Raw genomic sequence first — 13,815 nt, forward strand, 5'->3', positions numbered from 1 at the left:
CACCTCGTTTGAGGGACGGAGGCCACCGTGCCCGAGGGCAAAAAAGTCCGCATCCGCGTTCGAACGGTCAACTGCACATACGTCGGGGATTTTCTCATCCCCCCGATGCGCAACCGCGTCTCTGACGCGATCAACGAAGAACAACGGCTCTTCATCAACTTGACGGATGTGCTCATCAACGACAAAGATCGATCCGACTTCGTCGCGATCAACAAGAACCTCATTGAGTCGATCGCCCAGTTGTAGATTTCTTCTCCTCGGCTTCCCGTCTTCTCGGCCTCACTCCCCGTCGCCCACTTTCATGGCGCTTCCCTTGGCAACCATCCGTGCTTAAGAGCCCGATTCATGTCGCACTACGCCCGCTTGTATCCCTTTCTCAAACCCTACCTGCCGCGTATGGCGGCCGCCACGATCATGACCATGGCGGTCGCGGCTTTCAACCTCGCCTTGTTGAGACTGGCCGGCAGCCTCTGGGACATCATCACCGTGCACCGGGACCCGCAACGCATGACCGACGCGATCCGATTGTTCATCGGGCTTATCGCGCTGCAAGGGCTCTTCTCCATGGGGCACAGCTATCTGACAGCCTGGGTCTCGCAGCGGGTCGTGGCGGATTTTCGCATGCATCTGTTTGCCCACCTCCAAAGATTGTCAGTCAGCTTCTTCGTGAAACGCCGGACCGGGGAGCTACTCTCTCGGCTTATGAACGACATCAACCTTGTCCAGACCGTCATGACCGAGACACCCATCGATTCAGCCAAGCAGTTGGTCACGTTTGTCGGCGGCACCGTCTTTCTGTTCGTGATGAATTGGCGCCTCTGCTTGTTGATTCTGCTTCTCCTGCCAATTTTGGTGCTCGTCGCCCGCCTCTTCGGCCGGCGGCTCAAAGCGCTCTCCACGTCAATTCAGGACCAGACCGCCTCGATCAGCACGCTCGTGGAGGAAGTGCTCTCCGGTATCCGCATCGTCAAGTCTTTCGTCCGAACGGCCCACGAGGAGCGACGGTTCGCCTCGCAGATCCAGGCCTCCCTGGCCATCTCGCTCCGCCGGGCGGCAGTGCTCGCCGTCTTTATCCCCACCATCAGCCTACTGACCTTCTCGGTTGCAGCGGCGGTGCTGTGGTATGGCGGTCTCCAGGTGATCGAAGGGATGGTGACGCCAGGAGACCTGTTCGCCTTCGTGCTGTTCGCCGGTATCCTGATCGGGCCCTTCAGTTCGGCCGCTCGCGTGTTCGCGCAAGTCAAAGAAGCCCAGGGCTCCTTGCAGCGAATCTTTGAGATCCTCGACACCGAACCCGACATTGGCGACCAGCCCGACGCCGTGGACTTGCCGCTGATCGCCGGCCACGTGCGGGCCGAGCGGATTTCCTTCGCATACGACACGCGCGCGCCGGTACTAACGGACGTCTCGTTCGAGGCCAAGCCGGGAGAGCGGATCGCGCTGGTGGGACCGACCGGCGCGGGCAAAACCACGGTCATCAATCTGCTCCATCGCTTCTACGATCCCCTCGAGGGGCGGATTACGATCGATGGATATGATCTCCGCCAAGTGAAGCTGGACAGTCTTTATCGGCAGATCGCCTTGGTGCCCCAGGAAACCATCCTGTTCGGAGGGACGATTCTCGACAACATCCGGTACGGTCGCGAGGATGCGACCGAAGAGGAAGTCCTCGCCGCCAGCCGAGCGGCCCATGCCCATGAATTCATCAGCACGTTGCCCGACGGGTACCGGACCGTCGTCGGCGAAAAGGGCGTGAATCTTTCAGGCGGCCAGCGACAACGGGTGGCGATCGCCCGGGCGATTCTCAAAAATCCGAGAATTCTCCTTCTCGACGAAGCGACCTCTTCGCTGGACAGTGAATCCGAGCGACTCGTTCAGGATGCGCTCGAACGGTTGATGGCCGGCCGGACGACCTTTGTGGTCGCGCACCGGCTCACTACCATCCAGCAGGCCGACCGGATTCTGGTGCTAAATAAGGGCAGGATTATAGAAGAGGGGACCCACGCCTCATTGATGGAACGGCGGGGTTTCTATCACTACCTGTATACGCTCCGCTTGCAAGAGCAATGAGCGAACAACCGATGGCACCCAGCGAAGTCTTCCCCTCGAAGATCTGCTACCCGCTCTGAGTTATCCGCAGGTCGCCGTTCACTTTATTATTTCACCTTCGAGAAATCCGCGTCGAAATCGACCATCTTCCCGTCCGGATAGAATATGATCACTTTGGTTTTGGCGTTCGGGTCGAAGCTCTCATAGGCGAATCGGGCGGTGAAACGGGAACGGTAGGCTGGCCCCTGGCCATCGTTCTTGCGGCCGCGTTCGGCCGGACTCACATCGATAGGCTTGATGGTCTTGCCGTTCTGCTGAAACACCACCTGAACCCCCTCTGCGAAATACTCATCGTCTCCGCAGAGTTGCACCTCGATCTCCATGTTCGGCATGTCGATGACTTTCTGGATGAACTCTTCTGGCATTCGAACGTCTTTCTTCTGCTTCTTGGATTCGGTGGCTTCCTGCCGCCCGAACGCTTCCAACCGATACCGCTTGGTTCGCAGAATGGCGCTGGCACCGCACGGGTCCTTCTCTGGATCGGCGCCGACGCGAGTCGCCAAGGACGCTTGCTGCAAAACCTTTTTGACCTCTTCCGGAGTATTCGCCTTTTCCATCGGCACCCGACCCGCTTCGAGAGCCTTCTTGGCTTCCTCCATCGTCAGCTTCACATCGATCGCGGCGGCCGGAGCAGCCCCCAGAGCCCATCCAACTAACGTCACGGCCGCCAGCGCCGCCGACACTCCTCCCCCCCTCCATTTTCCAGATTCGACCCCCGCACACATGAACCCCTCCTTGCGCGAAACGTGCCTCGTGTGGGTGGCATTGTAAGGAATGGCCAAAGCGTTTTGCAATCTAGCTCGCGAAGCGCGACCAATTGGGATACGGTTTCGTCCGGTACAAGGCCTCCACATCCACCGGCACCTCGATCCCATAGGCTTGGAGACGATCGGCCACCAGCCGTATCGGCAACCCCACCGCGGCCGTATAATCGCCAGAGATCTTGGCGATCAATTGGCCTCCTAGGCCCTGAATGGAATAGGCGCCGGCCTTTCCCAAACTTTCGCCGGTGTCGAGATAGCGTTCGATCTCTTCGGGTCCGAAATTCTTCATCCAGACCCGCACGCTCGTTTCAACCACATCGTCAACGCCGTCGAGGAGCCGCCTGCAGGCAACCGCGGTATGGATCACGTGTTCTCGGCCGGAGAGGCGCCGGAGCATGGCGCGGGCCCCCGGCAGATCGACCGGCTTGCCCAGCACCGCACCGTCCAGATCGATCAGCGTGTCGCTGCCGAGAACCAGCGAGTCGGGAAAGCGCGCGGCGCAAGAGTCCGCCTTGCCCCGAGCGAATTCCGCCGCCAGAGTTGCGGCGGGCACGCCGGGGCGCACCTGCTCCTGATACGACGGTCTCTCGACCCTGAATGGGACTTGGAGAAGGCCCAGAAGTTCGATCCTGCGGGGAGAGGTTGACGCGAGGATCAGCGGCATGAATCAGATGACCGAAAGGACAGAAGAGGATCGCGCGTGTGCTGAAGAATTGGACCGTTCATCGCGGCCGACACCAGCCAGTGGGGCGAACTCCGCGATGATCCGCTCGACATCGGCGGGGCTGGACGCCTGGAACATTTTCGCCCGCATCGCGGCGGCGGTGGGAAAGCCTTTGCAATACCAGCCCAAGTGCTTGCGCATGCGTGGAAACCGTTCGGGCCCGCACAACGCATAGAACTGGCGGGCATGGGCCATCATCACCCGGAACCGCTCGCCCATGCTCACCGCGACATCAAGCGGGCCAGAGAGCCGGTCAGCTCCGTCCTGCCCCGACCAGACCTCGCGCTTCGCGAGGTCCTTGGTGCGGAACACCCAGGGCGCACCCAAAGCTCCTCTTCCGACGAGAACGCCGTGCACCCCGCTCTCGAGCACGCGCCGGACAACCTGCCGCATGGACATGACATCACCGTTTCCCAGCAGCAAGGTTCCGCTTCCGGACACGATCCGCGCGGCCCGCGCGATGGCGTTCCAGTCCGCTTCGCCCTGGTACATCTGCCGCAGCGTCCGACCGTGAACGGAAATGACCGCCGGCCGCTCCTCCACCAAGTGAGCAATCCAGTCTTCAACTATGACGCAGTCATACCCCAGACGCGTCTTGACCGAGAGTGGAATGACCCGGCGCGGCACCGTCGGGTGTCCGTTCCTAGCGATATTCATCGCTCTCAGGAAATCCGCGCGCGCCGGTTTGAGGCCCGCCTGCTCAGGCGTCTGTCCCGCCGACCAATCCAGGATGCCTTGCCGCGCGGCGCGGATAATGGCGCGGGCGAGGGCCGGCGTTCGGATCAAGCCTGCGCCGCAACCCGAGGAGGCGACGTTGCGCGAAGGACAGCCCATGTTGATGTCAAGCCCGTCGAATCCGAGCTCGCACACCGCATGCGCGGCAATATAAAACAGTTCGGGATCCTTGCCGTACAGTTGCGCGACGATCGGTCGTTCGACTTCGCTGTACCGCAGCGTCTCCACCAAGAAATCGGGGCCACGGCAGATGTGATTGACATGCGTGAACTCCGTGAACAGAACATCGGGACGCCCCTGTTCCGCCACCAGCTTCCTAAACGCCGCATCTGTGACGCCGTCCATGGGAGCCAGCCCGATGATCGGCCGGGAAAGCGAATCCCAGAAGCTCATGCCGTCACCTCGACTCCCACCGCCGGCTCATTGGCCACTTGGTAGGCGGTCCGCAGCATCGCAGCCTCGCGCTCCGCTGCCGGAACCGCGGAGGGAAGCCGGTTGCGGACAAATTCGACAAACCGCTCGATCTTCAGTAGAAAGAAATCATACGGGGCCGTCGTCGGACGAGGCATGCGAAACCAATGGCTTACGAACTCCTCGAGCTCGACGCTACGCCCCTCCAACAATCGGCACGTTTCCGGAAACATGTCGCGCAGGTCTCCCCCCCAATGAAGAAGCTCATTCGGCAGATAGCGGCGACGATAGCGGTCCACGCCATCACGATCTCCAATCAGCTCCAGTGATTCCGTCGCCAGTGGATGCGAGACTCCGGACACAAGCTCGGCATATCGCGCATAGTCGCGTTGAAGCCGCATCTTGTCGGTGCGGCTGCACGACGCCCCCGGACCTTTACGATCGAACTTCGCCGCGTGCACCTTCTCCGAAGGCGGCGTGCCCCGCCGATCAAAGGCGCTGGTGAACGCTCTGCGGAACCGTCGATATTCCCGGACGATCTGTGGAATCGGTTTATTGTCGACTTCCAAGGCGATCCCTCTGAGATGGACCAAGTCCGGACGGGCCAGCACCTGCGCGAGCAAGTCGAACAGCATGTCCGGGATCGGCGCCGCATGGTCGTCAAGGAGACGCGGAGGGGTTGTGTTGTCGGCCGCTTCTTCCCCATCTCCCTCCGCCGACAGACCGGCCACATGAATCTCCACCACACGCTCGATCGGGAACACATCCAGGAAGTTCTCTGCGAAGCGCTCCATGCTGGAACGCCTTCCCTCGTTCGAATACCGGTAGACCGTCCAGAGATGGCCGAGGTCGAGCACCAGGCCGCAGGCTGTGCGATCGGCGATTAGTCGAAAGAACCGCGCAATCGGAACGGTCCCGAATCCGAAATAGGTGAGCGGAGGCATCTCCAGCAGAAAAAGCGGTCCCATGCCGTTCGCCATCTCGCAGCGCCGGTCGAGGTGGTGCTGCACCAGCGTGATATGCTCGGCAACCACTGCCGCGCTGGTCTCGGTGAACAGCGGCGGCAGATACCTGCCGAAGGCATAGCCGGCCATCTGCTTGCTCGCGCATTCGTGAGTCATCCAATGGCTGCGCAGCACCCGCAGATGCGCCGCCGCCGTCTCCAATTCCAACCTGTAGGGATACTGTTCGCACCAATCCGGCTGCGTGATCCACAATCCTTCCCCGTGATAGGCCAGAGCGATCGACGGCAGCCGGCGTCTGACCGCGGCAAGCGCCGCATCATTCGCTTTGAAGAGCTCCACATAGTCCACGTTCGATGCGTCGTCGCCCAAAGCTCCGAGCAGTTCGCCAACCTCGGGACAATACACATCCGCCGACAACCCGAACCCATGCATCGGGATCGCGTCGATGCGTTTCAAGAATTCCTGGTCAACCGCCGCCATTGCCCCTATACTCGACAGAACCGGGAGCGCGAAGCCGCCGGGCCAGTCTAATCGGCCGAGGGTCTGCTTGGCAAGGGAACAGGCGGCATTCCGCGGAGTTTCCGTCTGCTATACTTCCTGTGCATCGTGATCCCGGGACCTCGAACACCGCGTCAATCGCCCGATCGATTGAGGTCGCGATGAGAGGCACCGGGAACAAGGATCGCAACATCGCGTTCGACTCTCCATCTGCAATGGTGGCCCAGATGATGACACCCGGCGTCATTCAAATTCCGGGCGACGTGCTGGTCAGCGAAGCCGCGCTGGTCATGCAACGGGAACAGGTGCCGTGTCTTCTGGTCAAAGACACCGAGACCCTGATCGGCATCGTGACCCACAGCGATATCGTCAAGAAGGTCGTCGCGCAGGGGCTGGAACCCCACAACATCGAGGCCCGCGCGATCATGTCCAGGCCGGTCCACTCAATTGAATTCGACCGCCCTATCGAAGAGGCCACGACGCTCATGGTTTCGACCGGGGTCCCGCTGCTGATCGTCACCCACCGGAATCAACCGGTGGGAATTTTGACGGCCCGCGACCTTGTCTCCCCGCCTCAGCGACGCCACGCGCAAATTCCAGCGTCCGTTCGCATCTCTGACGGTCGCGAGCGGGGCGTCGACCAGAAGGTCACGATCATCCAGTTGAGCCACACGGGCGCGTTCGTCGAAACGCCGAATCTGCTGTTGCCCGGGACCCACGTGACGCTTTCGTTCACCCTGCCGGGCTCAACGGTTTCCATCCACGTGCACGGCGTGATCGTCACGAGCTATCACCCCCCTCACCGATCCGAGGGCGAACACCACCGTCGGACGCCCGGGGTGGAAATTCAGTTTACCGACCTGTCCGACGAAGACCAATCGCGTATCAGCGCATGGGCTATCCAGAATCTTTACAAGAAATCCTCGTAGGGCCGCGGTTCTCCCCACATCGGCCTTTTGACCAGCCGACGATTGCCTGGTAGAATTCGACCGCTGCGTCGGTCTCGTCATCTTCTCCAACGGGTCCCCCAAGGAACAGATCCCATGGCACAAACCCGCAGCCGCCCGACTCCAACTAAAGAAGAGATCCTGGCCCAGGTGCACAGCCTGCTGGACGGACCGGATGATGACCTGTCCAGCGTTTTGATGAAAGAAATCCTGGTTGGCGTCTTGCGGCTGCGCGAATCCCGCCTGGACTTGCTCGACCTCAAGATCGTCAACCGGGCGATGAAAGAACTTCGCCACGCCTTCGGCGTGTTCCAGGCCTATCGCGGCCGTCCGAAGATCAGCATCTTCGGCTCGGCCCGCACCCAACCGGACGATCCCAACTACCAACTGGCGTACCGGTTCGCCCGCCTGATCGTGCAACACGGGTTCATGGTGATCACCGGAGGGGCGGACGGCATCATGCGGGCCTGCCAAGAAGGAGCCGGCCGGGAGAACAGTTTCGGAGTCAACATCCTGTTGCCGTTTGAGCAGGGTCCCAACGCCGTGATCGCCGACGATCCGAAGCTCATCACCTTCAAGTATTTCTTTACACGGAAACTTACCTTTCAGAAAGAAGCCAACGCGATTGCGTTGTTCCCCGGCGGCTTCGGCACGCACGATGAGGGATTCGAAATCCTGACCTTGACGCAGACCGGCAAAAGCGACCCTCAGCCGATCGTCTGCCTTCAGGCACCCGGGTGCGACTACTGGAATCATTGGTACGACTTCATCGCCGACCAGTTGTTGGGACGCGGCCTTATTAACCAGGAGGATCTGAGCCTGTTCAAAATCTTCGACAGCGAGCAGCAAGCGGTGGCGGAAATCCTGACTTTCTATCGCCGTTACCATTCCATCCGGTTCGTGGGTCGACAGTTGGCCATGCGCCTGAAACATCCGCTCTCCGATGCGCAAGTGGCCGACGTGAACGACCGTTTCAAAGACTTGCTGAGCGAAGGCGTATTCGAACAGCGGGGTCCTCTCCCGGAGGAACTTGACGAGCCGGCCGTGAAGGACCTCCCTCGCCTGGTGTTTCTCTTCAACCGAAGGAGCGCCGGCCGGCTTCGCCAACTCATCGACCATCTGAATGCGCTGCCGGGGCCGACGCTCCCACCCGTTTGAGCCCCGCATTTCCTCCCGATTCCGTCAAAAGACTCTTTGGCCTCCGTCGCCGGACATGGTATTCTGTGACGCGAAATGTCGGGCCTGCCTCGCTATAAATCGGACCAACCGCCCAGCCTCGTGCTCTATCATGCGGAATGCGCGGACGGATTCGGCGCGGCCTGGGCCATTTGGAAGCGCTTTCCCTCGGCGCAATTCGTCGCCGTTAAGCACGGCGACCCGCCGCCCGCCAACTTGGCTGGCCAGCGGATTGTCATCGTGGATTTCAGCTATTCGAGACCGATTCTCGAACACATGGCCCGCGAAGCATCCTGTTTGCTGGTGCTCGACCATCACGTCACCGCCCAGAACGCGCTGGCCGGGCTGCCCTATGCGTACTTTGACCTCAAGAAGTCGGGCGCGATGCTGGCATGGGAGTGGGCCCACGACGAGCCGGCCCCGTGGCTGTTGCAATACATCCAGGACAAGGACCTGTGGCAGTGGGTACTGCCGGGCAGTCGGGAAATCAACGCCGCGCTCGCATCCTATCCTTTCGATTTCAACCTCTGGAATTCCTTTCGACAAAAAGAACTCGAACAGGAGGGGCGCGCGATTCTCCGGTACGAAAATGAGCTGGTCGGCAAGCTCGCGGCGCACGCGACCCTGGTCTCGTTCCAGGGCGAAGTCGTCCCCGCCGTACAGAGCCCGGTCTTGACCAGTCAGATCGGCGAACGGCTTTCGCCTGACTATCCGTTTTGCATCATCTGGCACGACAAGAACGGCCGCCGTTACTACAGCCTGCGCTCCCGCGAAGACGGCACCGATGTCGGCAGCATCGCGGCCGAGTTCGGAGGAGGCGGCCATACCCACGCCGCCGGGTTTTCGGTCCCTTTGCCGCCGGACGCCCCGTCGCCGCTCGCTCCGCTCGAACGTGCCGCGGGAGAGAGGCGAAAGCCCGGAAATGAGGGACCACGCTCCACGGACGGGATAACCTGAGCCCATGACCGCCCTGGATCACCCCCTCGCCTTGAGCTTTCGTCTCTAACACGCGACCATGATCCCGCTGCACGACGACAATCCCACCGAAATCACACCGATCGTCACGGTGTCGCTCATCGCCGCCTGTGTCGCGGTGTTCCTCTACCAAGCCTCCCTGCCGGCCGGCCCGGGCGAGGCTTTTATTTACGCGTACGGCGCCATTCCGGCTGTGGTGTTCGGCCATGCGTCGCTTCCGCAGGAGGTGACGGCCGTCCCCCCTTCGCTCTCGCTGCTGACCAGCATGTTCCTGCACGGAGGATGGATGCATCTGATCGGCAACATGCTGTATCTGTGGATTTTCGGCAATAACGTCGAAGACGTCATGGGACACGTCCGGTTCGCGATCTTCTACGTGACCTGCGGAGTTCTCGCCGCCGTGAGCCACGCACTGATCGATCCGTCTTCCACCATCCCAATGGTCGGCGCGAGCGGGGCGATCTCCGGTGTGCTGGGCGCCTATCTGCTCTTGTTTCCCCGCGCGCAGGTGCTGGTGCTCATTCCGCTGGGGTTGTTCTCGCGCATGATGTATGTGCCGGCGGGGTTCGTCCTCGGCTTTTGGTTCGTGCTGCAGGCGCTGAGCGGCTGGCTCAGCCTCGGACGGCAGGGCGGCGGGGTCGCTTTTTTCGCGCACATCGGCGGGTTTCTCGCGGGCATGGCCCTGATTGGAATTTTCAAACGTCGGAATGTCCGGTTGTTTGCTCCGCGCCGGCATCGATCCTGGCGATACGAAGACTGGTAAGCGGCGGAGAAATCCGGATAGACGGCTCCCGCGAGTTTCCAACCCGCCAATAACGCTTGCCGGAGACGCCGCGACCAAGCGCGAGCGCGAGGCTGGCTCAGGTCGCGAACGCGAGCGTCTTCCGCACGCCGTCGTCTTCGTCCGGTGGGATCGTTTCAGTGCCTTTCGCGCTCAGTGCCTGCAAACAATCCTGCAACCGGTGGCAGCGTCGTCTGCTCGCTAAGGTCAAAACGGCGATGGCAGGGGACGGCTAGCAAGCTTGCGGCGAAACGCCATGGCGGCTTTCCACGCTTCCTCCGGCTTTTCAGCCAGAAACGTGACATGGCCCATCTTGCGGCCGGGACGGACCACTCGCTTTCCGTAGAGATGCAGCGCCGCGCCTGCCGTCCCGAACAATTCCACTTGTCCCGTTCCTGCGCCGACCTGTAGCACATCGTCGCCAATGAGATTGACCATCACGGCGGGGCTCAGCAGACGGACTTCTCCAAGCGGCAGACCGCACAGCGCGCGCACCTGCTGTTCGAACTGCGATACCGTGCACGCGTCGAGCGTGTAATGGCCGGAATTGTGCGGCCGCGGCGCCACTTCGTTGATCAGGAGTCGGCCGTCCGGCATGAGGAAGAGCTCTGTACAGAACACTCCGATTCCGTCGAGGGCTTCAACGACCTTTTCGGCCAGCGCCGCGGCACGCTCCGCAATCCCGTGTTCCACCGAGGCCGGCACGCGGGTGGTCCGCAGGATGCCGGCTTCGTGGATGTTCTCCACGACCGGATAGAGACGGCGGCCTCCATCCGCTCCGCGCACAACCAGCACCGATAGTTCCCGTTCGAAACGCAGAAACGGTTCGACAATCCATCGGCTGCCGTCTCGCGCGGTCTCCCGGAGCCTCTGGCGCAGCATCTCCATTTCGTCCCGATTCTGGATCTGCCATTGGCCTTTCCCATCGTAGCCGAACGTCGCCATCTTGCAGAGACAGGGATAGCCCACCTCTTCCGCCGCCAACGGCAATTCGTCGGGCGACCAGATCGGGCGAAACGCCGGCACGGGAAGTCCGCGGGTGGCCAAAAATTCCTTTTGCGTCAACCGATCCTGGATCAACCGCAAGATTCGACTGCACGGCCGAACCGGGATCTTGCGTTCCAAAACCTCGCACAGAGTCGCCGGCACGTTTTCCCACTCATACGTGGCCGCGCGGACCAGATCGGAAAACCGCGCCGGGGTGAGAAGATCGGTAAACGGGGTGACGAAGATGTGGTCGGCGTTCCGATGGGCAGGGGCCTCGGCATCTGGGTCCCAGACGGCGACATGATAACCGAGACGACGGGCGGCCTGGGCGAACATAGCGCCCAGCTGCCCTCCGCCGAGAACACCCAACACAGAACCGGATTCGATCGGCACCACGGTCACGTCTTGCGTGTTTTCGCCGTCCGCGTCGACGGAGTCGATAAGGGTCCCTGGGACGCGAGGACCGCGCGCGTCTGTTCGGCGCGGAACCGTTGCAGGCGTTGGCGGATGGCCGGATACCGCCCCGCGAGGATCTGCGCGGCCAGGAGGCCCGCATTTTCGGCCCCGCCAATGGCCACAGTCGCGACCGGCACCCCTCGCGGCATTTGCACGATGGAGAGGAGCGAGTCCAGACCTCCCAAATGTTCTGTGGGAATCGGCACGCCGATGACCGGCAGGTGAGTTTTGGCCGCCAGCATCCCCGGCAGATGGGCGGCACCTCCTGCGCCGGCAATGATCACCTCGATGCCGCGGCTCGCCGCCTGTTCGGCATAGGCGAAGAGGCGATCGGGCGTGCGGTGAGCCGAGACGACCAGCAGCTCGTTCGGCACACCCAAGTCGGTGAGGACCGCGACGGCCTTTTCCAGGATCGGAAAGTCGCTCTTGCTCCCTCCAAGCACCCCGACCAGCGGCCGGATGCGTCCCTTGCCGTTCCTCGACAGGCGTTCGCGCGACCCCCCCATAGACTTTCCTCCACCGCTCTCAACCAGGCCGTGAATGTGTGCGCGACCATTCCCCCCTGTCTCACCGGAATGTCGCGGCCCGCAACGACTAAGCCATGGCCACATTAGCCGTTCCGAGAGAGAGGGTCAAGGTACGCGCGAGGTGGATGTGAAAATGTGAAGAATGCCGACGCTGTTTGACCCCATGAACCGGATTCTTTTATGATACACCTGCCTTCCATCCCGATCATCGGAGGTCGCGATGCAGCGCCTGGGAGAGGGATTGAAATCCAAGGTCCAGTCGATGGTCAATCAACCCACCGGTTTGGACGAAATCACCGTCGACGATCTCGCCACCTCTTCCAGACTCCAATCCTGGGAGGCGGTTCAGATTCCCGAACGACTGAAGTTCTCCTCGCGACTCGCCATCAAGCTAGTCTTGCTCTTTGCCCTGCTCATCGCTTTCGTTCCCTGGACGCAGACCATCACGGTCACCGGCCAGCTCTCCGCCTATTCGCCGTATGAACGGCCGCAGGATATCGAGGCACAGATCACAGGGCGTATCAAAAAATGGCACGTCTTTGAGGGAGTGCGCGTCAAACAGGGGGATTTGATTCTCGAGCTGGACGACTGGGACCCGAATTTTATGGCGCCGGACCTCCTCGCCCTCCTGGAACAGCGGAAGGTTGCGCTGGAGCAAACCCGTAAGGCCTCACTGGAACGGGCCGAGCAGTTGGACAAGCGCATCAAGGAAATGCAAAACCTGGTCAAAGCGGCGGTGCCATCGGCGGAGGCCCGCGTGGTGGAGGCTGAAAACAAGGTGCGGGAAGCTCAACAGAAGGTGACCGCCGCCAAGATCGCCGTCGACACGGCTGAGCTGAACGTGGACCGCCATCGCCAGCTCGTCGAAAAAGGTCTGGTCTCCCAGCGAGAGCTCGAACTGACGATCCAAGCGGCCATTGCGAGCAAAGCCGAGCTGCAGGCTGCGCAGGCGTCGCTGAAAGCGGCCCAGCAGGCGATGAGAGCGTTAAGCTTCGGCCGAGACCAGGTCAGCGCCGAAGTGCTTCAACGCCTCATCGATGCCGAGGCGGCCCGTGACGGCGCCTTCGCTGACGCCGCCAAGGCGGCCAATGAACTGGCCGATGTCACGCTTCGGCTCTCCAATGCCACGCAACGCAGGATCGCCAGCCGGATTCTTGCGCCAATTGATGGGACGGTCGTCCGGATGGCGGAGGTGGGACCCGGCGAAACAGTCAAACAGGGCGACAAATTGGTGCGGATTGCGCCCTTTGCAGACCGGGCAGCCGAACTGTGGGCGGACGGGCTGGACGCTCCGTTGCTCAATGTCGGTCGCAAGGTGCGGCTCCTGTTTTACGGTATCCCCGCCATTCCGCTTCCAGCTTGGCCGGAACTGATGGCCGGCACCTATGGGGGCGTCATCAAAGTGATCGACCAGGTGGACGATGGAAAAGGGAACTATCGTTTTTGGGTTGTTCCGGATCCCGAAGATCGCGCCTGGCCCCCGCAGGAACATGTCCGTCTCGGCACCAAGGTCATGGGCTGGGTGATTTGCAACCGGGTACCGTTGTGGTATGAGTTGTGGCGCCGGTTCAACCTCTTCCCGCCCGATTATCAGGAACGGCCGCCTACGCTCATCGATACGCTTCTGCCCAAGGCCGGCCGCGGTGCCAAATAAGCGCCGGTCCCGGACTCTCGCCGTCGCGACGTTCGCGTCGCTTTGCTTCTCTTGGCGATCCGTCAGCGCAATACGGGTCAGACGCGCCGATGCGTGAAGACCGAAC

At 61.5% G+C, this 13,815-nt stretch carries 13 protein-coding genes; 7 read left to right on the forward strand and 6 right to left on the reverse strand.

Annotation, left to right across the window (positions count from 1 at the left end):
• The first annotated feature begins 27 nt into the window (after positions 1 to 27).
• Together ACWHTU_RS15700 and ACWHTU_RS15705 are read left to right on the forward strand one after the other, a co-directional pair.
• Entirely contained in the window at positions 28 to 246 is a 219-nt protein-coding gene (locus ACWHTU_RS15700) for a DUF6812 domain-containing protein (protein ID WP_447860329.1), read from the forward strand.
• Between the two features lie 99 nt (positions 247 to 345).
• Entirely contained in the window at positions 346 to 2,070 is a 1,725-nt protein-coding gene (locus ACWHTU_RS15705) for an ABC transporter ATP-binding protein (protein WP_447860330.1), read from the forward strand.
• Positions 2,071 to 2,156: 86 nt separating this feature from the next.
• On the opposite strand, the gene ACWHTU_RS15710 is transcribed toward ACWHTU_RS15705, so the two are convergent.
• From ACWHTU_RS15710 to ACWHTU_RS15725, 4 genes are all read right to left on the reverse strand, one after another.
• Positions 2,157 to 2,792 carry a hypothetical protein gene (locus ACWHTU_RS15710; RefSeq protein ID WP_447860332.1) on the reverse strand — a complete coding sequence of 212 codons (636 nt, stop codon included), beginning with the start codon at positions 2,790 to 2,792 and terminating at the stop codon, positions 2,157 to 2,159.
• A 112-nt stretch (positions 2,793 to 2,904) separates the two neighbouring features.
• Entirely contained in the window at positions 2,905 to 3,537 is a 633-nt protein-coding gene (locus tag ACWHTU_RS15715; protein ID WP_447860333.1) for a Maf family protein, read from the reverse strand.
• Between the two features lie 3 nt (positions 3,538 to 3,540).
• On the reverse strand, positions 3,541 to 4,725 hold the full coding sequence (locus tag ACWHTU_RS15720; protein WP_447860334.1) for a tRNA dihydrouridine synthase: 1,185 nt from the start codon (positions 4,723 to 4,725) through the stop codon (positions 3,541 to 3,543).
• The gene (locus tag ACWHTU_RS15725) at positions 4,722 to 6,188 is read right to left on the reverse strand and encodes a multinuclear nonheme iron-dependent oxidase (protein WP_447860335.1); all 1,467 of its coding nucleotides are present in this window, start codon (positions 6,186 to 6,188) and stop codon (positions 4,722 to 4,724) included. The genes ACWHTU_RS15720 and ACWHTU_RS15725 overlap by 4 nt, the downstream gene beginning before the upstream one ends.
• A gap of 179 nt (positions 6,189 to 6,367) precedes the next feature.
• Between ACWHTU_RS15725 and ACWHTU_RS15730 the strand changes: the two genes are divergently transcribed.
• The 4 genes from ACWHTU_RS15730 (at position 6,368) to ACWHTU_RS15745 (ending at position 10,067) form a co-directional block, all read left to right on the forward strand.
• Positions 6,368 to 7,135 carry a CBS domain-containing protein gene (locus ACWHTU_RS15730; RefSeq protein WP_447860336.1) on the forward strand — a complete coding sequence of 256 codons (768 nt, stop codon included), beginning with the start codon at positions 6,368 to 6,370 and terminating at the stop codon, positions 7,133 to 7,135.
• A 114-nt stretch (positions 7,136 to 7,249) separates the two neighbouring features.
• Positions 7,250 to 8,311: an LOG family protein gene (locus tag ACWHTU_RS15735; RefSeq protein WP_447860337.1), complete on the forward strand. Its 1,062-nt coding sequence runs from the start codon at positions 7,250 to 7,252 to the stop codon at positions 8,309 to 8,311.
• A 75-nt stretch (positions 8,312 to 8,386) separates the two neighbouring features.
• Complete coding sequence (locus ACWHTU_RS15740) at positions 8,387 to 9,286, forward strand: phosphoesterase (RefSeq protein ID WP_447860338.1); 900 nt, start codon at positions 8,387 to 8,389, stop codon at positions 9,284 to 9,286.
• A gap of 58 nt (positions 9,287 to 9,344) precedes the next feature.
• Positions 9,345 to 10,067 carry a rhomboid family intramembrane serine protease gene (locus ACWHTU_RS15745; RefSeq protein WP_447860339.1) on the forward strand — a complete coding sequence of 241 codons (723 nt, stop codon included), beginning with the start codon at positions 9,345 to 9,347 and terminating at the stop codon, positions 10,065 to 10,067.
• Between the two features lie 225 nt (positions 10,068 to 10,292).
• On the opposite strand, the gene ACWHTU_RS15750 is transcribed toward ACWHTU_RS15745, so the two are convergent.
• Together ACWHTU_RS15750 and purE are read right to left on the reverse strand one after the other, a co-directional pair.
• Positions 10,293 to 11,474, reverse strand: a complete 1,182-nt coding sequence (locus tag ACWHTU_RS15750; protein ID WP_447860341.1) for a 5-(carboxyamino)imidazole ribonucleotide synthase — start codon at positions 11,472 to 11,474, stop codon at positions 10,293 to 10,295.
• On the reverse strand, positions 11,471 to 12,034 hold the full coding sequence (gene purE / locus ACWHTU_RS15755; RefSeq protein WP_447860342.1) for a 5-(carboxyamino)imidazole ribonucleotide mutase: 564 nt from the start codon (positions 12,032 to 12,034) through the stop codon (positions 11,471 to 11,473). The genes ACWHTU_RS15750 and purE overlap by 4 nt, the downstream gene beginning before the upstream one ends.
• A 241-nt stretch (positions 12,035 to 12,275) precedes the next feature.
• Between purE and ACWHTU_RS15760 the strand changes: the two genes are divergently transcribed.
• The gene (locus ACWHTU_RS15760) at positions 12,276 to 13,709 is read left to right on the forward strand and encodes an HlyD family secretion protein (RefSeq protein WP_447860343.1); all 1,434 of its coding nucleotides are present in this window, start codon (positions 12,276 to 12,278) and stop codon (positions 13,707 to 13,709) included.
• Positions 13,710 to 13,815 lie beyond the last annotated feature (106 nt).

This window comes from Nitrospira calida (assembly GCF_976986435.1).